Annotated in this window: 24 protein-coding genes; 21 read left to right on the top strand and 3 right to left on the bottom strand. The window is 66.5% G+C overall.

Going from position 1 to position 24,206, the window contains the following annotated elements; all coding sequences use genetic code 11:
• The first annotated feature begins 86 nt into the window (after positions 1-86).
• The 9 genes from pdxH (at position 87) to adh (ending at position 9,533) form a co-directional block, all read left to right on the top strand.
• On the top strand, positions 87-665 hold the full coding sequence (pdxH, locus tag A7X12_RS05335; RefSeq protein ID WP_064310586.1) for a pyridoxamine 5'-phosphate oxidase: 579 nt from the start codon (positions 87-89) through the stop codon (positions 663-665).
• Positions 662-1,594 (top strand): cation diffusion facilitator family transporter, encoded by a 933-nt coding sequence (locus A7X12_RS05330; protein ID WP_064310585.1) that lies wholly within the window; start codon positions 662-664, stop codon positions 1,592-1,594. Before pdxH ends, A7X12_RS05330 begins: the two co-directional genes overlap by 4 nt.
• A gap of 55 nt (positions 1,595-1,649) precedes the next feature.
• Positions 1,650-2,819 (top strand): MFS transporter, encoded by a 1,170-nt coding sequence (locus A7X12_RS05325; RefSeq protein WP_064310584.1) that lies wholly within the window; start codon positions 1,650-1,652, stop codon positions 2,817-2,819.
• A gap of 72 nt (positions 2,820-2,891) precedes the next feature.
• Entirely contained in the window at positions 2,892-3,815 is a 924-nt protein-coding gene (gene cyoA, locus A7X12_RS05320) for a ubiquinol oxidase subunit II (RefSeq protein WP_232318368.1), read from the top strand.
• 2 nt (positions 3,816-3,817) lie between these two features.
• Positions 3,818-5,827: a cbb3-type cytochrome c oxidase subunit I gene (locus tag A7X12_RS05315; protein WP_064310582.1), complete on the top strand. Its 2,010-nt coding sequence runs from the start codon at positions 3,818-3,820 to the stop codon at positions 5,825-5,827.
• Positions 5,824-6,471, top strand: coding sequence for a cytochrome o ubiquinol oxidase subunit III (gene cyoC, locus A7X12_RS05310; RefSeq protein WP_064310581.1), 648 nt, complete (start codon positions 5,824-5,826; stop codon positions 6,469-6,471). The genes A7X12_RS05315 and cyoC overlap by 4 nt, the downstream gene beginning before the upstream one ends.
• Positions 6,468-6,857, top strand: coding sequence for a cytochrome o ubiquinol oxidase subunit IV (gene cyoD, locus A7X12_RS05305; RefSeq protein WP_064310580.1), 390 nt, complete (start codon positions 6,468-6,470; stop codon positions 6,855-6,857). Before cyoC ends, cyoD begins: the two co-directional genes overlap by 4 nt.
• A gap of 63 nt (positions 6,858-6,920) precedes the next feature.
• A complete protein-coding gene (locus tag A7X12_RS05300; RefSeq protein WP_064310579.1) occupies positions 6,921-7,874 on the top strand; it encodes a GAF domain-containing protein in 954 nt (317 codons plus the stop codon).
• 141 nt (positions 7,875-8,015) lie between these two features.
• Complete coding sequence (adh, locus tag A7X12_RS05295; protein ID WP_443029291.1) at positions 8,016-9,533, top strand: aldehyde dehydrogenase; 1,518 nt, start codon at positions 8,016-8,018, stop codon at positions 9,531-9,533.
• Positions 9,534-9,569: 36 nt separating this feature from the next.
• Here adh and A7X12_RS05290 read toward each other — a convergent pair whose 3' ends face one another.
• Positions 9,570-10,652 (bottom strand): DUF3667 domain-containing protein, encoded by a 1,083-nt coding sequence (locus A7X12_RS05290; protein ID WP_064310693.1) that lies wholly within the window; start codon positions 10,650-10,652, stop codon positions 9,570-9,572.
• Positions 10,653-10,700: 48 nt separating this feature from the next.
• Here A7X12_RS05290 and A7X12_RS05285 point away from each other — a divergent pair, with 48 nt between their 5' ends.
• Complete coding sequence (locus A7X12_RS05285; protein ID WP_064310577.1) at positions 10,701-11,969, top strand: glutamate-5-semialdehyde dehydrogenase; 1,269 nt, start codon at positions 10,701-10,703, stop codon at positions 11,967-11,969.
• 24 nt (positions 11,970-11,993) lie between these two features.
• Here A7X12_RS05285 and A7X12_RS05280 read toward each other — a convergent pair whose 3' ends face one another.
• Positions 11,994-14,012, bottom strand: coding sequence for a M3 family metallopeptidase (locus tag A7X12_RS05280; RefSeq protein ID WP_064310576.1), 2,019 nt, complete (start codon positions 14,010-14,012; stop codon positions 11,994-11,996).
• A gap of 58 nt (positions 14,013-14,070) precedes the next feature.
• Here A7X12_RS05280 and A7X12_RS05275 point away from each other — a divergent pair, with 58 nt between their 5' ends.
• From A7X12_RS05275 to A7X12_RS05240, 8 genes are all read left to right on the top strand, one after another.
• Positions 14,071-14,760, top strand: a complete 690-nt coding sequence (locus A7X12_RS05275) for a nicotinate-nucleotide adenylyltransferase (protein WP_064310575.1) — start codon at positions 14,071-14,073, stop codon at positions 14,758-14,760.
• A 26-nt stretch (positions 14,761-14,786) separates the two neighbouring features.
• Positions 14,787-15,140 carry a ribosome silencing factor gene (gene rsfS, locus A7X12_RS05270; RefSeq protein WP_064310574.1) on the top strand — a complete coding sequence of 118 codons (354 nt, stop codon included), beginning with the start codon at positions 14,787-14,789 and terminating at the stop codon, positions 15,138-15,140.
• A 24-nt stretch (positions 15,141-15,164) separates the two neighbouring features.
• Positions 15,165-15,587, top strand: a complete 423-nt coding sequence (locus A7X12_RS05265) for a 23S rRNA (pseudouridine(1915)-N(3))-methyltransferase RlmH (RefSeq protein ID WP_064310573.1) — start codon at positions 15,165-15,167, stop codon at positions 15,585-15,587.
• Positions 15,587-16,747, top strand: coding sequence for a murein hydrolase activator EnvC family protein (locus A7X12_RS05260; RefSeq protein ID WP_064310572.1), 1,161 nt, complete (start codon positions 15,587-15,589; stop codon positions 16,745-16,747). The genes A7X12_RS05265 and A7X12_RS05260 overlap by 1 nt, the downstream gene beginning before the upstream one ends.
• 65 nt (positions 16,748-16,812) lie before the next feature.
• Positions 16,813-18,144, top strand: a complete 1,332-nt coding sequence (locus A7X12_RS05255) for a S41 family peptidase (RefSeq protein ID WP_064310571.1) — start codon at positions 16,813-16,815, stop codon at positions 18,142-18,144.
• The gene (locus A7X12_RS05250; RefSeq protein ID WP_443029289.1) at positions 18,141-18,635 is read left to right on the top strand and encodes a disulfide bond formation protein B; all 495 of its coding nucleotides are present in this window, start codon (positions 18,141-18,143) and stop codon (positions 18,633-18,635) included. Before A7X12_RS05255 ends, A7X12_RS05250 begins: the two co-directional genes overlap by 4 nt.
• Positions 18,632-19,165 carry a demethoxyubiquinone hydroxylase family protein gene (locus A7X12_RS05245; RefSeq protein ID WP_064310569.1) on the top strand — a complete coding sequence of 178 codons (534 nt, stop codon included), beginning with the start codon at positions 18,632-18,634 and terminating at the stop codon, positions 19,163-19,165. The genes A7X12_RS05250 and A7X12_RS05245 overlap by 4 nt, the downstream gene beginning before the upstream one ends.
• Positions 19,129-19,632: a hypothetical protein gene (locus A7X12_RS05240; protein ID WP_232318367.1), complete on the top strand. Its 504-nt coding sequence runs from the start codon at positions 19,129-19,131 to the stop codon at positions 19,630-19,632. The genes A7X12_RS05245 and A7X12_RS05240 overlap by 37 nt, the downstream gene beginning before the upstream one ends.
• Before the next feature lie 4 nt (positions 19,633-19,636).
• Here the strand turns inward: A7X12_RS05240 and A7X12_RS05235 are convergent, their stop codons facing one another.
• Entirely contained in the window at positions 19,637-20,842 is a 1,206-nt protein-coding gene (locus A7X12_RS05235; RefSeq protein ID WP_064310567.1) for a glycosyltransferase 87 family protein, read from the bottom strand.
• Positions 20,843-20,930: 88 nt separating this feature from the next.
• On the opposite strand from A7X12_RS05235, the gene A7X12_RS05230 reads away from it, so the two are divergent.
• From A7X12_RS05230 to A7X12_RS05220, 3 genes are all read left to right on the top strand, one after another.
• Complete coding sequence (locus A7X12_RS05230) at positions 20,931-22,178, top strand: putative DNA modification/repair radical SAM protein (RefSeq protein ID WP_064310566.1); 1,248 nt, start codon at positions 20,931-20,933, stop codon at positions 22,176-22,178.
• An 80-nt stretch (positions 22,179-22,258) separates the two neighbouring features.
• Positions 22,259-22,744, top strand: a complete 486-nt coding sequence (locus tag A7X12_RS05225; RefSeq protein WP_064310565.1) for a hemerythrin domain-containing protein — start codon at positions 22,259-22,261, stop codon at positions 22,742-22,744.
• A 3-nt stretch (positions 22,745-22,747) separates the two neighbouring features.
• Entirely contained in the window at positions 22,748-24,127 is a 1,380-nt protein-coding gene (locus tag A7X12_RS05220; protein ID WP_064310564.1) for a UdgX family uracil-DNA binding protein, read from the top strand.
• Positions 24,128-24,206: the final 79 nt, after the last annotated feature.

The raw sequence follows: 24,206 nt of genomic DNA, 5'->3' as shown, positions 1-24,206 counted from the left end.
CTCGTTGCAGGCCCGATTCAATTCCCCAAAGGGCACCATGTTCCGCCCATCGCAACGGCGGCGTTTAGGCTGTAGAGGCACATCCCATGAGCACCGATCCTTTTGCGCTGTTCCACACCTGGTACACCGAGGCGCGCACCACCGAGGTCAACGATTCCAACGCGATGGCGCTGGCCACCGCGGACGCGCAGGGCCATCCCTCGGTGCGGATGGTGCTGCTCAAGGGCTATGACGAACGCGGCTTCGTCTTCTACACCAACCGCGAGAGCCGCAAGGCTGGCGACCTCGCCGCCAACCCGCATGTGGCTTTGCTCTTCCACTGGAAGTCGCTCCGCCGCCAGATCCGCATCGAAGGGCCCATCGCCTTCGCCAGCGACGCGGAGTCTGATGCCTATTTCGCCAGCCGCAGCCGCGATTCGCAGCTCGGCGCCTGGGCTTCGGACCAGTCGCGCCCGCTCGACAGCCGCGCCACGTTCGAAGCCCGCTTCGCCGAGGTGCAGGCGCGGTTCGAGGAGCAGCCGGTGCCACGCCCGCCGCACTGGGGCGGCTATCGCGTGACCCCTGAGCGGATCGAATTCTGGCTCGACCGCGAGCACCGCCTGCATGAGCGCCGTGTCTTTACCCGCATCGGCGAGGGCTGGAGTGAAGGCATGCTCTATCCATGAGTAATCTCGCCCGCCGCGCGGCGATCGCCAGCGTGTGCAGCGCGCTCTTCCTGGGCGCGCTCAAATCCTATGCGGCGGTGAAGACGGGTTCCGTCGCGGTGCTCGCCAGCCTTGCCGATTCGGGGCTCGACCTCGTCGCCTCGCTGGTGACGCTGGGCGGGGTCCACTGGGCCTCGCAGCCGGCGGACGACGAGCACCGCTTCGGCCATGGCAAGGCCGAGGCGCTGGCGGCTTTGTTCCAGGTGGTGATTATCGCCATCTCGGGCTTCGCGATCCTGCTGCGCGCGGTGCAGCGGCTGGTGCAGAGCGAGGTCAGCGCACACCCGGCTGACGGCATCGCGGTTTCGGTGGTCGCGATCCTCGTGACGCTCGCGCTCACCCGCTATCAGGCATCCGTGATCCGGCAGACTGGTTCGATCGCGATCACGACGGACAGCATCCATTACAGTTCGGACCTGTATCTTAACGCGGCGGTGATCGCGGCGTTGGTGAGCGAGAGCTATCTGGGGTTGCGCGGCGCGGATCCCGTGTTCGGCATTGCCATCGCCTTCTGGCTGCTCTGGGGCGCGTGGCGTGCCTCGGTCGCGGCGATCGACCAGCTGATGGACCGCGAATGGCCCGAGGAAAAGCGCCGCCGCTTTGTCGAGATCGCGGCCGAATATCCCGAGCTCAAAAGCCTGCATGATCTGCGCACCCGCACCAGCGGCAACCGCGATTTCGTTCAGTTCCACGTCGCAATGCGCGCCTGCATGACGATCGCCGAGGCACATGACGTGGTCGAGCGGCTGGAGGGCGCACTGAGCGAGGCGTTTCCCGACACCGAAATCCTGATTCATGTCGATCCGGACGGTCATGTCGACGAGCCCGACAACGCGATGGCCGAGACGAACCTGCTTGACGACGGCGGCCCACAAACCATCGGACAGTAACAACCATGTGATGCGTTCCCTATCTGGGCGGCCGAACGCCCGAGGAGTCGACGCTTTGCATGCATCCCAAACCACCGCGCCGCTAAGCCGAGGCCTGACCTTCGCGATGGCCGCTGCCGCCGGGCTCGCAGTCGCCAATATCTATTACAACCAGCCGCTGCTCGGCATCATCGAACGCGACCTGCCCGGCCAGCCCGCGGGGCTGGTGCCGACGGCGACCCAGCTCGGCTATGCTGCGGGCCTGTTCCTGCTCGTGCCGCTGGGCGACCTCCATGAGCGCAAGCGGCTGATCGTGCTCCAGTTCTTGGTACTGGCGGCGGCGCTGGTCGGGGCGGCGCTGGCGCCCAATGCCTGGATGCTGATCGGGGCCTCGCTGCTGGTCGGCGCGGCGGCGAGCGTCGCGCAGCAGATCGTGCCCTTCGCGGCGCACCTCGCAGATCCGGCGCGGCGCGGGCAGACGGTCGGTACGGTGATGGCGGGTCTGCTGTGCGGCATCCTGCTCAGCCGGACGTTGTCGGGTTTTGTCGGGACGCACTTCGGGTGGCGCGAGATGTTCTGGCTGGGGGTGCCGCTGGCGCTCGGTACCGCCGGCGTCATGGCGTGGCGCCTGCCGCGGAGCGAGCCCCAGGCGACGCTCGGCTATGGTGCACTGCTCGGCTCGCTCGCGCATCTCTGGCGAGAATTTCCGGCACTGCGGCTGGCGGCGATCACTCAGGCGTTGCTCTTTGCGGGGTTCACCGGCTTCTGGACGATCCTCGCGCTGTATCTGCAGACGCCGCGCTTCAACTTGGGCGCCGACGTCGCGGGGCTGTTCGGTGTGGTCGGTGCGGCGGGTATCCTCGGCGCACCGCTGGCGGGCCGGATCGCGGACAAGAGCGGGCCGCACCGGGTGGTGCTGCTTGGCGCGCTGCTCGCGGTGGCGAGCTGGCTGCTGTTCGGCCTGTGGGTGAGCATCGCCGCGCTGGTGATCGGCGTCGTCGTGCTCGATTTCGCTGTGCAGAGCGCGCTTGTCTCCAACCAGCACATCATCTTCGCGCTTCGCCCCGAGGCGCGGGCGCGGCTCAACACCGTCCTGATGGGGTCGATGTTCCTCGGTGCCTCCGCGGGCTCGGCGACTGCGACGATCGCCTGGGCAATGGGCGGATGGACCGGTGTCGCGCTGCTTGGCGGCGGGCTGTCGCTGATCGCCGCGCTGCTCCAGCTGGCGAATCGCGCGAAAGGCTGACCTCCGGCGCCGATTTCGGGAACGGGGGCGCCGCCGCGTCGTTGCCCCCCGCATCAGGAGGAGCGCCACCCCATGGATCACCCCAGACCGCGCAACGCCGCGGCAACCCGCACCGGGTGGGGTGCGTCCGCCATGCTCTTGTTCCTGCTGGGCGGCTGTAGCGGGGCGAGCATCCTGCGTTCAGGCGGGCCGATCGGCGCGAACAACCGCATCATCCTGCTCGATTCGCTGGCGATCATGTTGGCGATCATTGTCCCTACTATGATCGCCACGCTTGCCTTCGCCTGGTGGTTCCGTGCCGGCAATCGCAAGGCAAAGTACCGGCCGGCGTTCGTCTATTCGGGGCGGATCGAGCTGATCGTCTGGTCGATCCCGCTGCTGACCATCCTGTTCCTCAGCGGGCTGATCTGGATCGGTAGCCACGCGCTCGATCCCGCCAAGCCGCTCGCGGAGAAGACGCCGCCGCTCGAGGTGCAGGTGGTCTCGCTCGATTGGAAATGGCTGTTCGTCTATCCCGCGCAAGGGATCGCCACGCTCAACGGCGCGGTGGTGCCGGCGGGCGTGCCGATCCGCTTCCGCCTCACCTCGGCGAGCGTGATGAACAGCTTCTTCGTGCCGCGGCTTGGCAGCCAGATCTACACGATGAACGGCATGGCGACGACGCTGCACCTGCAGGCGGACAAGCCCGGCAGCTATTACGGCCAGAGCGCGCATTACAGCGGCGACGGCTTCTCGGACATGAACTTTCGGCTGCAGGCGGTACCCGTGGCGGAGTTCACCCGCTGGGTGGCGGCCGTGAAGGCGGCGGGTGGCCTGCTCGACGGCCGCGCCTATCGCGTACTCGCCCGCCAGAGCCAGCATGAGCCCGCCAAGCATTGGGGCGCGGTGCAGCCGGGGCTGTTCGACATGATCGTCGCGCAGCATTTGCCGCCCGCCCCCGGTCCGAACCAGGGCCGAGACGGCCAACCCCAGATTTCCCCCGGAACGGCGGAGTGACCATGCTCGGTAAGCTCACTTGGTCCGCGATTCCGTTCAGCCAGCCGATCCCGCTGATCGCGGCGGGCGGCGTCGCGCTGGCGCTGCTCGCCGTGCTAGGCTGGATCACGGTGAAGGGCCATTGGCCCTATCTGTGGAAGGAATGGATCACTTCGGTCGATCACAAGCGGATCGGGGTGATGTATGTACTGCTCGGCCTCGTTATGCTGCTGCGCGGTTTCGTCGATGCGATCATGATGCGCACCCAGCAGGCGAACGCGATCGGCCATGCCCAGGGCTATCTGCCGCCCGAGCATTACGACCAGATCTTCTCGGCGCACGGCACGATCATGATCTTCTTCGGCGCGATGCCGGTAATCATCGGGCTGATGAATTTCGTCGTGCCGCTCCAGCTCGGCGTGCGCGATGTCGCCTTCCCGACGCTCAACTCGACAAGCTTTTGGCTGACGGCTTCAGGCGCGCTGCTGGTCAACATGAGCCTGGTAATCGGCGAGTTCGCGCGCACCGGCTGGCTACCCTACGCCCCCTTGAGCGAGACGACCTACTCGCCCGGCGTCGGCGTCGATTATTATGTCTGGGCGATCCAGATCTCGGGGGTCGGCACGTTGATGTCGGGCATCAACCTGGTGACGACGATCCTCAAGCTGCGCGCGCCGGGCATGGGCTATCTCCGCATGCCAATGTTCTGCTGGACGGCGCTGGGCGCCAACATGCTGATCGTCGCGGCCTTTCCGATCCTCACCGCCACGCTCACCATGTTGGCGCTGGACCGGTATCTCGGCTTCCACTTCTTCACCAACGAAGCCGGCGGCAACATGATGATGTTCGTGAACCTCATCTGGGCCTGGGGGCACCCGGAGGTCTATATCCTCATCCTGCCGGCGTTCGGCATCTTCTCCGAGATCTTCTCCACCTTCTCGTCCAAGCCGCTGTTCGGCTACCGCTCGATGGTCGCGGCGACGCTGTTCATCGTCGTCGTGTCGTTCACGGTGTGGCTGCACCATTTCTTCACGATGGGGGCGGGGGCGGACGTCAACGCCGCCTTCGGCATCGCCACCAGCATCATCGCGGTCGGCACCGGTGTGAAGATCTACAACTGGCTGTTCACCATGTATGGCGGCCGTCTGCGCTTTCCCACGCCGATGCTCTGGTCGCTCGCCTTCATGATGACCTTCATCATCGGCGGGATGACCGGGGTGCTGCTCGCGGTGCCGCCGGCCGACTTCATGCTGCACAATTCGATGTTCCTGGTCGCGCACTTCCACAACGTCATCAACTCGGGCGTGATCTTCGGCGCGTTCGCCGGCATCACCTACTGGTTCCCCAAGGCGTTCGGCTTCCGGCTCGACGAATTCTGGGGGAAGATGGCCTTCTGGCTGACGCTCGCCGGCTTCCTGATCGTGTTCGGCGCGATGTACGTGCTGGGGCTGGAGGGGATGACCCGGCGGCTGCAGCATATCGACTTCACCGAATGGGCGCCGTGGCTCTACGTTTCGGTGGCGGGAATCGGGGTGATGATGCTGGGCGTCGCCTCGCAGATGATCCAGATCGTCGTCAGCATCCGCAACCGAGAGGCGCTGCGCGACGAGACCGGCGATCCCTGGGACGGCCGCTCGCTCGAATGGGCGACCTCGTCCCCGCCGCCAGCGTTCAACTTCGCGGTGCTGCCGCGCGTGCACGGCGAGGAGCCTTATTGGACGATCAAGCGCAAGGCGCTCGAGAGCCAGGCGCTGGGCGACGAGCCCGAATACGAGGCGATCGAGATGCCGCGCAACAGTGCGACCGGCGTCGTCACCGCCTTCTTCGCGACGCTGATCGGCTTCGCGATGATCTGGAGCATCTGGTGGCTGGCGGCGCTGGGCTTCATCGGCGCTTATGCCACTTTCGTGGTCTTCGCCTGGCGCGACGAGGAGGAGACCGCGATCCCCGCCGAAGAGGTCGCGCGGATCGACCGCGCCCGTCGCGCTTCGCGCCAGAAGTGGCTCGACGCGAACCAGGAGCATCCGGCATGACGGCACACGCACAGGATCCCTATCGCATGGGCCGCAGTGGTGCCGGGGACGACAACACCGGCCGCGGCGAGGGCGGTCCCGCCAGCAAGCGCACCACGGTGGGCTATGGCTTCTGGATCTACCTGCTGAGCGACATCATCCTCTTCTCGGGCTTCTTCGCCGCCTATGCAGTCCTCGCCAAGCAGACGGCCGGCGGGCCGTCCCCGCACGACCTGTTCGGGCAGGAGCGCGTCGCGCTGGAGACGGCGGCGCTGCTCCTCTCCAGCTTCACCTGCGGGCTTGCCGGTGTCGCGGCGGAGAAACGGAAGCTGGTGCCCGCGCAGCTCTGGCTGCTGGCGACCGGGCTGCTCGGCGCGGTGTTCCTCGCGCTGGAACTGACCGAGTTCGCCGAGATGATCGGCAATGGCGCCGGCCCGCAGCGCAGCGCCTTCCTCTCGGCCTTTTACGGGCTGGTGGGGCTGCACGGACTGCACATCGCCGTGGGGCTGCTCTGGCTCGGCACGATGATGGCGCAGCTCTGGGTGAATGGCTTCCGGCCGCAGGTGCTGCGCCGGCTGATGTGCTTCAACCTGTTCTGGCATGCCCTCGACATCGTTTGGGTCGGCATCTTCACCATGGTCTATCTGATGGGAGTGGCGCCATGAGTGAGCGCGAAACCGACAGCGGCGATACCGCCCCGGGCGACGAAGCCGCGGAGGGCGAGGAATTCGCCGGCGGCACCAGCGGCTATGTCGTGGGGCTGGGCCTGGCCGCGCTGCTGACCGCGGCGGCGTTCGCGATGGTCAACCTGCCTTTGGTCTGGCGGCCGGCGATCCCGATGGCGCTGGTGGTGCTCGCCATCGCGCAGATGGGCGTCCACCTCGTCTTCTTTTTGCATGTGACCACCGGGCCGGACAACACCAACAACGTGCTGGCGCTCGCCTTCGGCACGCTGGTCGTGCTGCTACTGATCGGTGGATCCGTGTGGATCCTCGGCCATCTCGATCACAACATGATGCCGATGGGGCGGCAAATGCACGGCTTCCCATAAGGGACTCTGCGGGTTGACGGTGGCGTGACATCGGGCGCAGCTTTACCGCACCAGGAGTCACCGATGCCCGCCCAGCCGCCGCGCCATGCCGATATCGTGCTTGATGCCGTCCGCTCGCCGAGCAGCGCGGCGGTATCGCCGCTTGCCGCCTCCTGGTGCCGGTCGGCGCTGCATCACAAGCTCGATCCAGAGGCGGGAGCCCGCGAACGCATCGGGGGCGCGGCGCTGGCTGAGCGGCGGACGTTGCACCAGCCGTTGCTGGCGGTGGCGGCGCCGGTACTCGACGAGACCTTCCGCGCCGTGGGGCGCAGCGGCTGCGGCGTGGTGTTGAGCGATGCCGAGGGGGTGATCTTGGAGACCCGGGCAGGGCCCGGCGATATCGACGCCTTCACCCGTGCCGGGCTGGTCGAGGGCGCGCGCTGGGGTGAAGCGGAGGAAGGCACCAACGGCATCGGCACCTGTCTGTTCGAGGATCAGCCGGTGATCATCCACCGGGACCAGCATTTCGCCAGCCGCAACATCGGTATCAGTTGCATGGATGCGCCGGTGCACGATCCTGCGGGTCGGCTGGTCGCCGCGCTGGACGTTTCCAGCTGCCGGGCCGATCATGGCCCGGCGATGGCGGAGCTGATCGCCTCGCTGGTACGCGATGCCGCGCGGCGAATCGAGCGCGACTATTTCTGTCGCCACTTTAGCAAGCACCGCATCCTGTTCCTCGCCGATGAGGCCGCCACGGGCACCGCATTGCTCGCTGTCGATCGCGACGATCTGGTAGTGGGCGCAAGCCGTGGTGCGCGCTTGCGGCTGGGGCTGGGCGTTCAGGCGTTGGACAAGCCACAGCCGCTCGAATCGCTGCTGGGGGAGGGGGCCGCGCCCTCTTTCGACGATGCGGACCGCGCCGTGCTGCGCCAGGCGCTGGCGCGGGCAGGTGGCAATGCCAGCGCAGCGGCGCGAATGCTCGGCATCGGCCGCGCGACCTTCTACCGGCGCCTCGGCAAGGCGGGCCTCCGCTATTGAGCGCCGCCTGTCTCGCAAGCGAGACAGGTTTGCTTATCGCCCGCCGCCTGGCTCTTCTCACGCAGGAGCGTCGCGCGCATCTTCGGTCCCGACGCCGAGAACGGCGCTGGCATCTAGGCAAGAGGATCCGGGCATATGGACATGCTGGTTGAGAATCGCGCGAGCGCGCTGCGGGCGCCGTTCGCCGCCCGCTACGACAATTTCATCGGCGGCCGCTTCGTCGCCCCCAAGGCGGGGCGTTATTTCCAGAACGTCTCGCCGGTGACCGGCCAGGCAGTGGGCGAGATCGCTCGCTCCGACGCTGCCGACATCGAACTCGCGCTCGACGCCGCCCATGCCGCCGCCGATGCCTGGGGCCGCACCCCGGTTGCCGAACGCGCGCTGATCCTCAACCGGATCGCCGACCGGATGGAGGCGAATCTGGAGACGCTCGCCACCGCCGAGACCTGGGACAATGGCAAGCCGATCCGCGAGACCATGGCCGCCGACGTGCCGCTCGCGATCGATCATTTCCGTTATTTCGCCGGCGTGGTGCGCGGCCAGGAGGGCTCGATCGGGGAGATCGACCACGACACCATCGCCTATCATTTCCATGAGCCATTGGGCGTGGTCGGCCAGATCATCCCGTGGAACTTCCCGCTGCTGATGGCGGCATGGAAACTCGCCCCCGCGCTCGCCGCTGGTAATTGCGTGGTGCTCAAGCCCGCCGAGCAGACCCCCGCTTCCATCCTGGTCTGGGCCGAACTGATCGGCGACCTGCTGCCGCCGGGCGTGCTCAACATCGTCAACGGCTATGGGCTGGAGGCCGGCAAGCCGCTCGCCTCGTCGCGCCGCATCGCAAAAATTGCCTTCACCGGCGAGACCAGCACCGGCCGGCTGATAATGCAATATGCCAGCGAGAACCTGATTCCGGTCACGCTGGAGCTGGGTGGCAAGTCGCCCAACATCTTCTTCGAGGATGTGACCCGTGAGGATGACGATTTCTTCGACAAGGCGGTTGAGGGCTTCGTAATGTTCGCGCTCAACCAGGGCGAAGTGTGCACCTGCCCCAGCCGTGCGTTGGTGCACGAGAAGATCTATGACCGCTTCATGGAGCGCGCGCTCGCCCGTGTGCAGGCGATCGTGCAGGGCAGCCCGCTCGATCCGGCGACGATGATCGGCGCGCAGGCCTCGTCCGAACAGCAGCAGAAGATTCTGTCCTATATCGACATCGGTCGGCAGGAAGGCGCTGAGCTGCTGATCGGGGGCGGCGCGGCGGATCTGGGCGGGGACCTCTCGGGCGGCTTCTACGTCCAGCCGACGGTGTTCCGCGGGCACAACAAGATGCGGATCTTCCAGGAAGAGATCTTCGGTCCGGTGCTATCGGTCACCACCTTCAAGGACGAAGCGGAAGCGCTGCACCTCGCCAACGACACGCTCTACGGTTTGGGCGCGGGCGTCTGGAGCCGGGATGCCAACACCTGCTATCGCTTCGGCCGCGCGATCAAGGCTGGCCGGGTGTGGACCAACTGCTATCACGCCTATCCGGCGCACGCGGCGTTCGGTGGCTACAAACAGTCCGGCATCGGTCGCGAGAACCACAAGATGATGCTCGATCACTACCAGCAGACCAAGAATATGCTGGTCAGCTACAGCCCGAAGAAACTGGGTTTCTTCTAAACCACCGATCCCCGCGCCGCATCCCCGGCGCGGGGATCAGCCCATGATCCCGAGCAGCGCGAGGATCAGCAGAAAGAGCGAGGCGATGATGGTGATGAACCACAGCAACACGCCGGTGCGCAGGATCGCGGACCACCAGCGCAGCTGATAAGCCTGCTTGAGTTGCCGGCACATGTGCACCGGCGGCACCACCATCGCCATCGTGCCCAGCACGTTGCCGGACACGTGCACCGCGCTTAGCAGCGTGACCACGATGAATAGCAGCGACATCGCCGCAATTGAATAGGTGACGAACACCGCGTGGTCGTACAGCTTGTACTGCCGCTTCCAGAAGAACAGCAGCCATACGAACGGCAGCGAGAGCGGGATCAAGAGCCACGAGAATTTGTAGATGCTCGATTGCAGCTTGTAGAGCATCAGCGACGGGTTGTTGCGCCATTTCTCGATGCCGTGGTCGAGCGTGTGCCAGCCGGTATGCACTTCCTTGATCTCGTCACCGTCGTCGCGCATCACCTTGGGTATCTGGGTAAGGGCGGACTTGTACCCGGCGATCTCGCGGTCGGCCTCGGCGACATCGGCCGTCAGGTCGGCGCGGTCCGGATCGCCGGCGTCCAGCTTGGCGAGCTTGGCTGCTTTCTTGGCGCGCGTGGCCTCCGCCTTGGTGATCGAATGCTGTAGCGCAGCTGTAGGCTTGATGCTGGTGCTGTCGAGATCGTTCGGAATCGAGATGCCAAGGATCTGGAAAATCGCGAACATCGTGAAGATCGAGAACAGGAACATCGCCATCGGCGAGACGAAGCGCGCGCGCTCGCCGGCGATGTAGCGGCGGGTCAGGTCACCCGGCCGCCAGGCGAGCAGCGGCAACGTCCGCCACATCTTGCCCTCAAAATGTGCGACGCCGTGCAGCAGCTCGTGCCCGATCGCGCCCAGCGAACGGTGGACGTGCCCCGATTGCCCGCATTCATGACAGTGCGGACCGATCAGCGCGGTGCCGCAGTTCAGGCAGATCGTGCCGTGGCCGTGGCCAGCGTGCCCGCGGACTTCCCCGGCATGCGGCTCCACCGCACGGCCGAGCATGCTCCCCATCACCAGTTCGCCGGCTGCGTCGAATTCCCCCATGACGCCCGAGGCTATCAGCTTCGCGCTGCCCATGCTAGCATCTGCAGCATGGCCGATATCGACACGCCCGACACCCAGTTGCTGATCGCCGACATGGGCCGCCGCGCCCGCGCCGCCGCCACGGTGCTGGCGGCGATGCCAAGTCCGGCCAAGGCCGCCGCGCTCCGCGCCGCCGCCGCCGCGATCCGCGCGGCAGAGGGCGCGATCCTTGCTGCCAATGCCGAGGATATGGCGGCGGGCAGGGCGAACGGCCTTACCGACGCGCTGCTCGATCGGCTGCTGCTCGATGCCAAGCGCATCGAAGGCATGGCCTCGGGCATTGAGGCGGTTGCGGGCCTCGAAGATCCCGTCGGCGCCGTGATCGACGAACGATCCCGTCCCAACGGCCTCGTTCTCAAGCGTGTGCGTGTGCCGATCGGCGTCATCGGTATCATCTATGAAAGCCGGCCCAACGTCACCGCCGATGCGGGCGCGCTCTGCCTGATGTCTGGCAACGCTGCGATCCTGCGCGGTGGGTCCGAGGCGATCCGCAGCAATCGCGAAATCCATGCGGCGCTAGTGCAAGGACTTGCCCAAGCAGACGTGCCCGCCGATGCAATCCAGCTGGTGCCGGTGACCGATCGTGCCGCGGTCGGTGCAATGCTCACCGCCGAGGGGCTGATCGACATGGTCGTCCCCCGCGGTGGCAAAAGCTTGGTCGCGCGGGTGCAGGCGGAGGCGCGGGTACCGGTGCTCGCGCATCTGGACGGGATCAATCACACATACATCGATCGCGCCGCCGCTCCCGCCATGGCGCTGGCGCTGGCGGTCAATGCCAAGATGCGCCGCACGGGCATCTGCGGCGCGACCGAGACGCTGCTGATCGACCGCGGCTTCGTTGACCCCAAACCGATTCTCGTCGCGCTGGCCGAAGCCGGTTGCGAACTGCGCGGCGATGCCGAGGTGCAGGCGCTCGATCCGCGCGTGCAACTGGCGAATGACGAAGACTGGGACACCGAATATCTGGAGGCGATTCTCTCGGTGAAGCTGGTCGACGGCGTGGAGGAAGCGATGGTGCACATCGCCGCGCACAGCTCGCACCACACCGATGCGATCGTCACCGAGGATGCAGAAACCGCAGTCCGTTTCCTCACCGGCGTCGACAGCGCAATCGTGATGTGGAACGCTTCCACGCAGTTCGCCGACGGCGGCGAGTTCGGGCTGGGTGCAGAGATCGGCATTTCCACCGGTCGCCTCCATGCGCGCGGCCCTGTGGCGTTGGAAGGCCTCACCACCTACAAATGGCTGGTGCTCGGCACTGGCCAGGCGCGGCCCTGACCGGCGCCGCACCGGGCTGGTCGGCTAGTTTGCGCTGATCTGCTGCTGCAGATCGTCGCGGAACGCCTTGGTGCTGGCGTCGCGGCCGAGAAAGTCCCGAATGAGCTGGGCCGCCGGCTTGGATGCGCCCGGCTCCAGTACGGCGCGGCGATAGGCCAGGGCAGTTGCCGGGTTGCGCATTCCTTCCGCCCGGAAGCGCGTGAACAGGTCCAGCGCGACGCTCTTCGACCAGAGATAGGTGTAATAGGTCGCCGAATAGCCGGTGAGGTGCCCGAAACTGGCATAAGGGTGGGTGCCCGGCGGCGCCTTGATCGAGGCATAGCGGTTATAGGCGTCGTCATAGGTCTTGGTGAGGTCTAAGCCGGCGGGCAATTGGTGGAAATAGAGCGACACGGCGGCGAAGCCCAGCTGCCGTTGCCAGGAGAGCGCATCGCCGAAGCGCCGGGCCGCGTTCATGCGGGCGACCAGCGCGGCCGGGATCGGCGCACCCTCGTCGTTGCGGGCAAAGCCTTTCAACGTGTCGTAGTTCCACGCCCATTCCTCGAGCAGCTGTGACGGCGCCTCGACGAAATCCCATTGCAGCTGGTCCATCGACTGGGTCGCGTAGCGCTGATGGCCCGAATAGAGGAAGTGCACCAAGTGCCCGAATTCGTGGAGGAAGGTGATTACGTCCCCATGTTCCATCGGCCCGGTCGCGGGGAAGTTGCAGATGAGTGCTCCCACCGGAATCCGCTTGCCAGCCACGCCGGTGCGCAGGCCGAATTGGGCGGCATGGCTGAACTTGCCGGCGCGGGGGCTGAGATCGAGATAGAAGCGGCCGACCAGCCGCTTCCCGTCGAACAGCTCCCAGGCGGTGACGCCCGGTGCCCAGCGCGGCGCACCCTGCCAAGGCCGAATGTCGCTGCCGAACAGGTCGTGAACCAGCTGGAAGATGCCGTCCCGCGTGCGGTCCAGCGTGAAATAGCGGCGGACTTCCGCCCCATCGACGTCGAACTGTTCCTTCTTCACGAGCGTGCGAAGATAGACGCTATCCCAGTCCTGCACCTCGCTGGCTTGGGGCTCGATTTGCCGATAGCGCGCGAGCAGCCGGTCGAGATCGTGCGCCGCCGCGACCTTGGCGGCGCCGTTCAGTTCGTCGAGCAGCGCCTGCACGCGCGCAGGCGAATCGACCATCTTGTCCTTGGTGACCAGCGTCGCGTAATCGGGCTCTCCCAGCGCTTGCGCGAGATCCTGTCGCTTGGCGAGCAGCCGCGACAGGACGGCATCGTTCACCGGATAGGCGCGGTTCCAGAGCGCGGCGTCGATCGTCTTGCGCGTCGTCTGGCGGCTGGCGAAGGTCAGCACGGGAAGGGCGTCGGGATAGGCGGTGGTGAGATGGATCTTGCCGTCTGCGCCGGGCTTGTGCGCGTCGAGAAAGTCCTGCGGCATGCCTTCCAGTGAGTCGGGCGGCAGCGTTACGGTGGTTTTATCCTCCGAGATGTTCCGGTCGAACGCCAGCCCCACGGCGATGATATCTTTGTTCAGCCGGGCGATTTTCGCGCGTTCGGCTGCCGGCCGGTTGACCCCGGCGAGGCGATAGGCAAGCAGCTGCCGGCCCAGCGCATAGCCGGTCGCTGGGTCGAGGCCCGTGGTCGGGATTGCCGCCAACCGGTCGTAGATCGGGCGGGAAAGATTGATGTCGGTCACGATCGCGCCGATCCGCTCCCCGCAGCTGCGCGCCGCGTCACGGACCGGCGCCATCACGGACGTTTCCCCAACGAGGTTCATCTCGTAGGAAAGGTCGTTCACCAGGTTCAGCAGGGCATCATAGCGTCGAAAGTCCTCGGCGATGCTGGCGGCACCGGTGCGAGTCGCAAGTGCCTGTAGCCGCCGCTTTGCCAGCGCGGCGCCTGTGTCGCAGCGCGCCCGGACCGCGGCCGGGTTGGGAGGGGTGAACTGCAACGCGTTGAGAAACAAATCCACCGCGTCCACCGTCGGCACCGGCGCCACGCCGGTGCAACCAAGCCACGCCAAAACCGCGATCGACAAACCCAACTTGCGCATGGTGCCCCCACCCCCGCTATATGCGCCGCGATCGTAGCAGCGCGGGAAGGGTCCAACAATCGACGCGAACAGGCCAGGGAAGCGGGGCGGGCGGCGGATCGGCCTGCTCGGCGGGTCGTTCAACCCGGCGCATCGCGGGCATCGGCGGCTGTCGCTGCACGCGCTGCGCGCGCTCGATCTCGATGAAGTATGGTGGATGGTTTCGCCCGGCAATCCGCTGAAGGACAGGGCTGGCATGGCGCCGTTCCAGGCCAGGCTCGCCTCGGCGCGGGCGATGGCGCGGCATGCGCCGATCCGCCCGACCGCGATCGAGAAGCGGATGAAGACCCGTTACACCGCCGACACGCTTACCAAGCTGCCGCGGCTCTATCCGAATCATCGCTTCATCTGGCTGATGGGTGCGGACAATCTCGCGCAGTTTCATCGCTGGGAGCGCTGGCGGCACATCGCCCGTCAGGTTCCGATTGCGGTTATCGCGCGTCCGGGTTATGATCGGGGTGCCCATGCAAGTCCTGCAATGGGTTGGCTGCGGCGCGCTGTGCGGCCCGCAGGCCAGGCGAAACATTGGACGCGATGGAGATTGCCGGCACTTGTGCTGTTGCGCTTCCGCCCCGATCCGACGTCGGCAACGCGCCTTCGGGCTGCCGATCCCGCCTGGCACCGGCGATTCCTCGGCACTTCTCCGAACATGGAAGAGGAAGGGCCGGCGCCGTCTCCACTCACATCGCACAGACAGTCGCTAGACTAGGAGCAACCTTGGCCACTTCCCCCAATATGCAGCGTTCGAACGACGCCGACAGCGTCGAAGCGCTGCATAGGCTCGTGCTCACTTCGCTGGAGGACGATCAGGCGGTGGAAACCGTCTCGATCCCGCTCGCCGGCAAGAGCAGCATTGCCGATTACATGGTGATCGCATCGGGTCGCTCGACCCGGCAGGTCGCCTCGATGGCGATGAAGCTGGCCGACAAGCTCAAGGCAGAGCAGGGCCGCACGCCCCGCGTCGAAGGCCTGCCGGCCGCCGACTGGGTACTGATCGATGCGGGCGACGTGATCGTCCACCTGTTCCGCCCGGAAGTGCGCAGCTTCTACAATCTCGAGCGGATGTGGTCGTTCGAGGGCCAGGCCTGATCTGATCCGGAAGGTCCGCGCGCCATGCTGCTGCACATCGTCGCGCGCGGCCGGATCGGGCGCAGCCCCGAGGCCGAACTGGTCGACCGCTATCTCAAGCGGGTGACCTGGGGAGCGCGCGTCACCGAACTGCCCGATACCGGCGGCAAGATGCCCGTGCTGGCCCCCGGCACGCGCGTGGTGATGCTTGACGAACTCGGCGAGAACCTGCCCTCGAAGACGCTCGCCGCCCGGCTTGGCGCATGGCGCGACGATGGCGTGCGCGAGACCCGCTTCCTGATCGGTGCCGCCGACGGCTTTGACGATACCGATCGGGCGGCGGCGGACATGCTGCTCAGCTTCGGAAAGGCGACCTGGCCGCACATGATGGCACGCGCGATGCTCGCCGAGCAGTTATGGCGCGCCGTCTCGATCCTCGCCAACCACCCCTATCACCGCGAGGGCTGATGGACGTGGCGCGCGGCCTCGGCATCGCGGCGGCGCTGGTCGCGATCGGCGTGACGGGGGTGCTCGCCCAGCCGCAGCCCGATGCGAGGCAAGTGACCGCGCAGGCCGTGACCGAAGCCTCCCAGGCGGCGAAAGCGGCCGAACAGCGGGCGGCCGAACTCGACCGCGCGGCGGCCGGCGCCCGCGACGACGAGGCGCGCGCGCGCGCGGAGCAGGCCGCGGCGGCGCAGCGCATTCAGGCGGCGGAAGCCGAGCAGGTCGCTGCCGAGGCGCGAATGGCGCTCCTCGACCGGCTGCTCTCGGCGCAGCGCGCCGCCTTTGCCGAACGCCAGCGGCCGGCACTCGAACTGGTTGCCGCCTTGCAGGCGATGGCGCGGCGGCCTGCAGTGCTGGCGCTGGCTCAGCCGGGCTCCGCACAGGATCTCGTCCATGTCCGGGCGACGCTCGCCAGTCTGCTGCCGGCGATGGAGGCTCGTAGTGCCGGGGTCCGTGCGGATCTCGAGCGCTCCCGCGCGTTGCGTGTTGCCGCCGGCCATGCGCTGGCCGGCCTCCGCGCCAACCGTGCTGCCCTCGAATCGCGGCGGCTGGCTGCGCTCCAGCTCGAATCCGAGCACCGGCTGCGCGCCATGACGCTCGGCCGCGATGCGCTAGTGGAATCGGACCGCGCGCTGGCGCTCGGCGAAAAGGCGCGCGACCTCGCTGCTGCCCAGGACCGCAGCCAGAGCGCAGCGCAGGTCCGCTCGGACCTGCTGGTCCTCAACGGCCCGCTCCCTCGGCCCGGCGCGTCGGCAGAACGCACAAATGGTCCCGCGCCCTATCGCCTGCCCGTCGCCGGCCATCTCGTCACCGGTTTCGGCGAGATCTCTTCCGCAGGCGTCCGTGCCCGCGGCCCAAGCTTCGCGGTCACGCCGGGCACCAAGGTGATCGCCCCCGCCGCCGGCACCATCGCCTATGCCGCGCCCTTCGCAGGCTATGGGCAGATCGTGGTCCTGGACCATGGCAAGGGCTGGACCACCCTAATTTCGGGGCTTTCCGCGCTTGTTGTACGTCCGGGCGCCAAGGTCGGGCAAGGCGCGACGCTGGGCGCGGCCGGGCCACGCATGACGGTTGAGCTCCGCCGGCGCGGGCAGCCGCTCGACCTGACCCAATTGCTCGACTGACACCGCGTGCAAATCCCGTTAGTCTCGCCTACATTGGCCAGATCGCCCTTCCGGAAAGTCTCTTGATGCTGCGTTCGTTTCTTCAGGTTTCCGCCGCCGTCGGCGCACTCGCGATCATTCCCATCACATCCGGCGCCATGGCGGGGGTCGATACCAGCAGCTACCGCGAGCTCGACACCTTCATGGAAGTCTACAACACCGTGAAGGCCAATTACGTCGAAAAGGTCGACGACAAGACGCTGGTGAAGGGCGCTATCGACGGCATGCTGGCCGCGCTCGATCCGCACAGCAGCTTCGCGGACGGGCTGGATTACGACAATCTCAAGATTCAGACCGAGGGCAATTATGGCGGACTCGGCTTGACCGTCACCCAGCAGGACGGTGCGGTGAAGGTGATCGCGCCGAACGACGACGGGCCTGCCGCGCGCGCTGGCATCAAGGCGGGCGACTATATCACGCATCTCGACGGCAAGTTCATCGTCGGCGGCAGCCTCGACGAGGCGATCACCCAGATGCGCGGCCAGCCCGGTACCAAGATATCGCTGACGGTGGTCCGCCCCGGCGCGGACAAGCCGCTGCAATTTACCCTGACCCGCGAGGTGATCACCCAGAAGTCGGTGAAGGCCGATGTGAAGGACGGCGTGGGCATTATCCGCATCAGCACCTTCACCGCGCACACCGGCGGCGACACCGCGCTTGCCATCCAGGAGATCGACAAGAAGCTGGGCCACAAGCCGCTCGGCTACATCATCGATCTGCGTAACAATGGCGGCGGCCTCCTCACCGAGGCGATCGGCGTGTCCGATGTGTTCCTCAACCATGGGGAGATCGTTTCCCAGCGCGGTCGCGAGAAGACCGATATCGAGCGCTATTATGCCGAGAGCGTATTTCCGGGCGACCTTGCCAAGGGCCTACCGGTGATCGTGCTCACCGATGCCGGCACCGCCTCCGCGTCGGAGATCGTCGCGGGCGCGCTGCAGGACCATCACCGCGCACTCGTGATGGGCGTGCGCAGCTTCGGCAAGGGATCGGTGCAGACGATCCTGCCGATGGGACCCCATGCCGCGCTGCGCCTCACCACGGCGCGCTACTACACCCCCTCCGGCCATTCGGTACAGGAAGGTGGCATCAAGCCCGATATCGCGGTGCCGCAGCTGAGCGATCCGGACTATAAGTCGCGCCCGGAGCTGCGCGAGGCGGATCTGCGCCGCCACCTGATCAACATGGAGAAGGTGGACGACAGCGTGCTGGAAACGGACAGCACGTCCGATCCGCGCTTCACCGCCACTGCCGACGAGCTGAAGAAGAAGGGCATCACCGACTTCCAGCTTACCTATGCGGTGCAGACGCTCGCCCGGCTGGGCAACAAGACCGCTCCGGCGAGTGCAGCGAAGTGAGCCGGATGCCGCGGAACGTGCCGGTGCTGGCGCGCTGGCTTGCCTTGCTGCTCCCGCTCGTGCTGCTGGGCGGGGCGATCGGATCGCAGTTCATCGGCGGCCTCGTACCCTGCGAGATGTGTGTGTGGCAGCGCTGGCCGCATCTGGCGGCGATCATCGTCGCGCTGCTCGCTTTCTTCGTGCGCGGGCGGCGGCAGGTGGCGGCGCTGGTCCTGCTCGCCGCGCTGCTGATCGCGGTGAGCGGGGCGATCGGCGTCTATCATGCGGGCACCGAATATCATTGGTGGCAGGGTATCACCGAATGCACCGCCGCCCCGCGGCAGGGCTCGCCCATGGAGATGCTGACCCAGGCGCTGCGCGCGCCGATCGTGCGCTGCGATGTGCCCCAATGGACGATGTTCGGCATCAGCCTGGCAGGCTATAACGCCATCTTGTCGCTGGGCGGCGCGGTGCTGATCGCGCTGCTGGCGACGCGGAGGTCGGTGCGATGAGCTGGAAACCGGGAGATCGGCGTGAAAGCCGCGAGACTATGGTCCGTGTCGACCAGGCCGGCGAATATGGCGCGACGCGTATCTATGCGGGGCAGCTCGCGGTGATGGGCGATCGCACGCCCACCGCGCGCACCATCGCCGGCATGGCCAACCAGGAAGAGCATCACCGCGCCTTTTTCGACGCGCTGATCGCAAGGCGCGGTGTTCGGCCGACGGTCCTCCAGCCCTTTTGGGACGTGGCGGGCTTCGGCCTTGGCGTGGTGACGGCGGCGATGGGGCCGCAGGCGGCAATGGCCTGCACCGCGGCCATCGAGACCGAGATCGATCTGCATTACCAGCAGCAGCTCCAGCAATTGGGCGATGAAGATCCGGAACTACGCGATGCCGTCGCGCGATTCCGCGATGAGGAGATCGAACATCGGGACACCGCGATCGCCTCGGGCGCGGAAAGCACGCCCGGCTATCCGGTGCTATCGGCACTGATCCGCGCAGGTTGCCGGTTCGCCATCGGCGTCTCGAAGCGAATCTGAAAGCGGCCATTCAGGCGCGCGCCCGCAGGGTGCGGCGCGAAGACAGGAGGAACAGGGTGCTCAAAAGGATCGCGATTATCACCGTGGCCGCAGCGGCGCCGCTGCTCGCAGCCGCGCCGGCGTACGCACAGAATGCCGTGCAGAACGGCGTGCTGATCATCTACGGCAACGACAAGTGCCCGACGAACAAGAACGGCGAGGAGATCGTCGTCTGCCAGCGTCTGGACGAAGGCGAGCGCTTCCGTATTCCGAAGAATATTCGGGACAATACGCCGACCGAGCCGCAAAAGGGCCAGTCATGGGCGGTGCGCTCGCAGGACGCGCTGACCACCGGCACGTTCGGAACCGGCAGCTGCTCGGCCGTGGGTGCTGGTGGCGGCACCGGTTGCTTCGTCAAGCAGGCGACGGCCGCACGCGCCGAGCGCCGTGCGCAGAAGAAGGCGGAAACCGACCTGCCGCTGCCCTGATGCTTCAGTCCTGCGCGCGTCCGATCCAGGCGGGCGCCGGCAGGCGCACGGCGTCGACGATCAGCCAGAGCATCGCGATGCCGCGTACGCTCGCGGCGAGCAGGATGTCATGGGTCGTGGCATAGGGCCAGGTGTTTGCCATGCCGGCAAACCACCAGAATTCCGTGAAATAGGCGGCGATATCACCAATGACGAAGAGCGCGACCGGCGTGCGGCGTGGGCTCGTCATTACCAGCAGCGGGTAGAGCCACAGGTCGAACTGGGGCGACCAGACCTTGTTGGTCAGCAGAAACCAGGCCAGGATCGGAGTGAACAGCACCCAGAGCTGTGCGCGATGCCGCCACCATCCAAAGGCGATGATTCCGGCTGCGCCGATCAGAAAGGCGAGCGAGGCATAGAGGTTGCGCTGGGGGATGCCGGTAACCCAGAATCCCTGATTGGAAAGAATCTCCCAGGTCGAGCCGGCAGTGCCGGCGCGTGCTTGCGAGAAACGGTAGAATTCGGACCAGTTCTCCGGCGCGGCGAGCGCCACCGGAAGGTTTACCGCTGCCCAGGCCGCGATTGCGACCAGCGTGCACATCCCGGCGGTACCGATCCGCGCGCGCCAGCTTCGATCCGGTGCGGCCAGCGCGGCAAGTCCGATCAGCGGCAGCAACAGCGCCGGAAATAGCTTCGCTGCCGCACCAAGCGCGGCCAGCATCGCGGCGAGCACGAGCTGCTCCCGACGTGCTGCCAGCATCGCGGCCACGCAGAAGGCCGTCGCGCCTAGGTCCCAATTATGGCCTAGATAGAGGATCAGTGGCGGCGCGCAGGCCCAAAGCCACAGCCGCGCCCGATCCATGCCCGCGCGCGCGAACATCCAGAGAATCAAGCCTGCCAGCAGGGCGTTGGCCAGCGTCACCGCGCTCAGGAAGGCGGCATCGTTCGCGGCCGAGCCGAACAGGCCGCGGACCACCGCCCCCTCTATCCAGATTTGCAGGCCGGTGAGCACCGGATATTCCATCGGTGTCTGGAAATAGGGGATCAGCCCTTGGTCGACATGGCGCTGACCCCAGAAGGGAACCGCATCGCTGTAGCAGCCGCTGGTGTATTGGATGGCGGCAACCCATCCCTCCGCCATGCAATGCGCCTTGAACGCCCAGCCGAGCAGGCAGGTGCCTGCCATACCAAGCGTCAGCGCGACCACGCGACCGTCGATCCGCCCCGTCATCCGAAAAATCCTCCGCCGGGCGCTGCTACAAGGCCGATGGCCGAGCGTCCATCTGGACAGCAGATGCTCGAGAACATAGAAAGAACGGATGGCGCAACTCGACACCCGTGCAAAGCTGGCGATCCTTGCCGATGCCGCGAAATATGATGCGTCGTGCGCCTCTTCGGGGACGACGAAGCGCACGTCGAAAGACGGCAAGGGGCTGGGCTCGACCACAGGGATGGGCATCTGCCATGCCTATGCGCCGGACGGCCGTTGCATCAGCCTGCTCAAGATTTTGCTGACCAACAGCTGTATCTTCGACTGCCATTACTGCATCAACCGCAAGAGTTCGAACGTTCGCCGGGCGCGCTTCACGCCGGCCGAAGTGGTCGAGCTCACGCTCAATTTCTACCGACGCAACTATATCGAGGGGTTGTTCCTCTCCTCGGGCATCATCCGCTCGTCCGACTATACGATGGAGCAGATGGTAGAGGTGGCGCGGAGCTTGCGCGAAGACCATCATTTCCGCGGCTATATCCACCTCAAGACAATCCCCGATGCCGATCCGGCGCTGATCCACCGGGCGGGGCTCCATGCCGATCGCCTGTCGATCAATGTCGAGCTGCCGACGGTTGCGGGGCTCAAGCGGCTCGCGCCGGAAAAGTCCGCGCCGCAGATCGAAGGCGCGATGTTGGGCATGCGCAGTGCGATCGAGGACGGGGTGGATGCGCGCAAGCGCTATCGCTCGGCGCCCAAGTTCGCGCCTGCGGGCCAGTCGACCCAGATGATCGTCGGCGCCGATGCCGCGACCGACGGCGACATCATCGACCGCGCCGCCGGGTTGTACGGTCGTTTCGGGCTGCGCCGCGTCTATTATTCGGCGTTCAGCCCGATTCCCGATGCCAGCACGGTGCTGCCGCTCCAGCGCCCGCCGCTGATGCGCGAGCACCGGCTCTATCAGTCGGACTGGCTGATGCGCTTCTACGAATATCGGCCCGACGAGGTCGCGCAGGCGGTGGACCCGGCAACGGGCATGCTGCCGCTCGACATCGATCCCAAGCTCGCCTGGGCGCTGCGCTTCCGCGACCGCTTTCCCGTCGACCTCAATCGCGCCCCGCGCGAGGCGCTGCTGCGCGTGCCGGGGCTGGGGACCAAGGCGGTCGCTTCGATCCTTGCCGCGCGCAAATGGCGGCGGCTGCGGCTGGAGGATGTCGCGCGACTTACCGTGTCGCTGGCCAAGATCCGCCCGTTCATCGTCACCGCCGACTGGCGCCCGGTGGCGCTGACCGACAAGGCCGATCTGCGCGGCTGGATCGCGCCGAAGAAGGTGCAACTGGAGCTGTTTGCCGCGTGATCTACGCTCTGCGAACGACTCGCGGGAGCAACCTAGGACAGTGCCACCGGTTGGGACTGGGAAACCAGGGAGACTCCCAAATGGCTAAGCAACCCCGCATCTTTGCCGACCTCATCGCCGATCACGACCGCCAGCGCGACCTGATCGCCAAGATTGACGTCACCTCCGGCGACAGCACCGAGCGCCGCGACCTGTTCGAGCAGCTCCGCCTCGAGCTCCAGTCGCACGCCGCGGCAGAAGAGGAATCGCTTTACGCCACGATGCTCGCCAACCCCGATCTGCGCGAGGATGCGCGGCATTCGGTATCCGAGCACAAGGAAGTCGACGACCTGCTCGGCGAGCTGATGGATATCGAGATGTCCTCCTCGGCCTGGTTGTCCAAATTTCGCGCAATGAAAGACCGCTACCTCCACCATATCGACGAGGAGGAGGAAGAGATGTTCCCGACCGCCGAAAAGGCGCTTTCGGCGGAAGAGGAAGAGCGCCTCGGCAAGATCTTCGAGAAGCGCAAGCCCAGGGAGCTGGAGCGCGCCGAAGCCCATCCGCCGGGCGACGAGCGCGAGTAAGCGTTGCGCGCCGTAACGCTTGCCGCCCAGGATGACTTTGAGGGCTGGCGCGATGCGGCACGAGCGCTGGCTCAGGCGCATGTCGCACCGTCTGAGGTGGTGTGGCGAGTAGGTGAGGGCGGCGGCGATCTGTTCGCCGCCGAGGCAGCCTCCCCGCCGCCGCACGCCAAGGGCACGCAGCTGCGCGTCCCCAAGGCATTCGTGGAGCTGGCGCAGGCCGTCATTCTTCACTCGGACCCGCAGCGCTTTTCGTTGCTCTACACCCTTCTCGCCACCGATCCGCACCGGATCGAGGACCGCGCCGATCCGCTGGTCCGCCGGATCGAGCTGATGGCCAAGGCGGTACGCCGCGACATTCACAAAATGCGCGCCTTCGTCCGCTTCCGCGAACTGGTGGACGAAGCCGGCCCGCGCTTCATCGCTTGGTTCGAGCCCGAGCACCACATCGTCCGCGCCAATGCCCGCTTCTTCGTCGAGCGATTCGCCAGCATGCGCTGGTCGATCCTCACACCGGAGGTTTCGCTGCACTGGGACGGCGGCACGCTCAGCGAAGGCCCCGCCGCCGCGCGGGGCGATGCGCCCGCCGACGATCCGGTCGAGGCGGTGTGGAAGACCTATTACACCTCCATCTTCAATCCCGCCCGCCTCAAGACCGGCGCGATGCTGAAGGAGATGCCGCGCAAATATTGGAAAAACATGCCCGAAACTGCATTGGTCAAGGAGCTCGTGGCCGGTGCCCGGGCGCGGGAGACGGCGATGGTGGAAACGGCGCGCACGTCGGTCGGGGGTAATGTCGAGGGCGCCTGGGAAGCGCTGCGCGACGAGGCGGCGGCGTGCACTCGATGCCCGCTCTACAAGCCCGCGACGCAGACCGTGTTCGGCGAAGGGCCGCTAGACGCCGACATGATGCTGGTCGGCGAGCAGCCAGGCGACCAGGAGGATCTCGCCGGCCGCGCCTTTGTCGGCCCCGCCGGGCAGATGCTTGATCGCGCGCTCGACGAGGCGGGGATCGATCGCGCGCGTGTCTACGTCACCAATGCAGTCAAGCACTTCAAGTTCGAGCCGCGCGGCAAGCGGCGCATCCACGCCAAGCCGGATGCCGGCGAGATCACCGCCTGCCGTTGGTGGTACGAGCAGGAACGTGCGCTGGTCCGTCCCAAGCTGATCGTGGCACTGGGCGCCACCGCCGCCCGACAGATCACCGGCAAGGCGGCGACCATCTCAAAGCTGCGTGGCCAGAAGCTTGCGCTGCCCGAGGGCGGCACCGGATGGGTCACCGTGCATCCAAGCTATCTGCTCCGCCTCCCCGACGCGGATGTGGCGGCGCAGGCCTATCGGGACTTCGTCGCCGATCTGCGCGGCGCCCGGGCGCTGCTCGACTGATCGCGCCCCTTGCGCGAAACGATCCGGACGCCGATGTTTGGGCTTTAACACCTGTCCTGTAAGGGGCGGGCGATTGGCA

Origin of the sequence: Sphingomonas sp. TDK1, from assembly GCF_001650735.1 — a bacterium.
Taxonomy (GTDB): domain Bacteria; phylum Pseudomonadota; class Alphaproteobacteria; order Sphingomonadales; family Sphingomonadaceae; genus Sphingomonas.
Note: the sequence above shows the minus strand (reverse complement) of the source record. Positions and strands in the feature narration are given on the sequence as shown.

What these genes read in the sequence shown, in the direction of transcription:
- pdxH (WP_064310586.1), top strand. Translation starts at nt 87, where the DNA reads ATGAGCACCGATCCTTTTGCGCTGTTCCACACCTGGTACACCGAGGCG.
- A7X12_RS05330 (WP_064310585.1), top strand. Translation starts at nt 662, where the DNA reads ATGAGTAATCTCGCCCGCCGCGCGGCGATCGCCAGCGTGTGCAGCGCG.
- cyoA (WP_232318368.1), top strand. Translation starts at nt 2,892, where the DNA reads ATGGATCACCCCAGACCGCGCAACGCCGCGGCAACCCGCACCGGGTGG.
- A7X12_RS05315 (WP_064310582.1), top strand. Translation starts at nt 3,818, where the DNA reads ATGCTCGGTAAGCTCACTTGGTCCGCGATTCCGTTCAGCCAGCCGATC.
- cyoC (WP_064310581.1), top strand. Translation starts at nt 5,824, where the DNA reads ATGACGGCACACGCACAGGATCCCTATCGCATGGGCCGCAGTGGTGCC.
- cyoD (WP_064310580.1), top strand. Translation starts at nt 6,468, where the DNA reads ATGAGTGAGCGCGAAACCGACAGCGGCGATACCGCCCCGGGCGACGAA.
- A7X12_RS05300 (WP_064310579.1), top strand. Translation starts at nt 6,921, where the DNA reads ATGCCCGCCCAGCCGCCGCGCCATGCCGATATCGTGCTTGATGCCGTC.
- adh (WP_443029291.1), top strand. Translation starts at nt 8,016, where the DNA reads ATGCTGGTTGAGAATCGCGCGAGCGCGCTGCGGGCGCCGTTCGCCGCC.
- A7X12_RS05290 (WP_064310693.1), bottom strand. Translation starts at nt 10,652, where the DNA reads ATGGGGGAATTCGACGCAGCCGGCGAACTGGTGATGGGGAGCATGCTC.
- A7X12_RS05285 (WP_064310577.1), top strand. Translation starts at nt 10,701, where the DNA reads ATGGCCGATATCGACACGCCCGACACCCAGTTGCTGATCGCCGACATG.
- A7X12_RS05280 (WP_064310576.1), bottom strand. Translation starts at nt 14,012, where the DNA reads ATGCGCAAGTTGGGTTTGTCGATCGCGGTTTTGGCGTGGCTTGGTTGC.
- rsfS (WP_064310574.1), top strand. Translation starts at nt 14,787, where the DNA reads ATGCAGCGTTCGAACGACGCCGACAGCGTCGAAGCGCTGCATAGGCTC.
- A7X12_RS05265 (WP_064310573.1), top strand. Translation starts at nt 15,165, where the DNA reads ATGCTGCTGCACATCGTCGCGCGCGGCCGGATCGGGCGCAGCCCCGAG.
- A7X12_RS05260 (WP_064310572.1), top strand. Translation starts at nt 15,587, where the DNA reads ATGGACGTGGCGCGCGGCCTCGGCATCGCGGCGGCGCTGGTCGCGATC.
- A7X12_RS05255 (WP_064310571.1), top strand. Translation starts at nt 16,813, where the DNA reads ATGCTGCGTTCGTTTCTTCAGGTTTCCGCCGCCGTCGGCGCACTCGCG.
- A7X12_RS05245 (WP_064310569.1), top strand. Translation starts at nt 18,632, where the DNA reads ATGAGCTGGAAACCGGGAGATCGGCGTGAAAGCCGCGAGACTATGGTC.
- A7X12_RS05235 (WP_064310567.1), bottom strand. Translation starts at nt 20,842, where the DNA reads ATGACGGGGCGGATCGACGGTCGCGTGGTCGCGCTGACGCTTGGTATG.
- A7X12_RS05230 (WP_064310566.1), top strand. Translation starts at nt 20,931, where the DNA reads ATGGCGCAACTCGACACCCGTGCAAAGCTGGCGATCCTTGCCGATGCC.
- A7X12_RS05225 (WP_064310565.1), top strand. Translation starts at nt 22,259, where the DNA reads ATGGCTAAGCAACCCCGCATCTTTGCCGACCTCATCGCCGATCACGAC.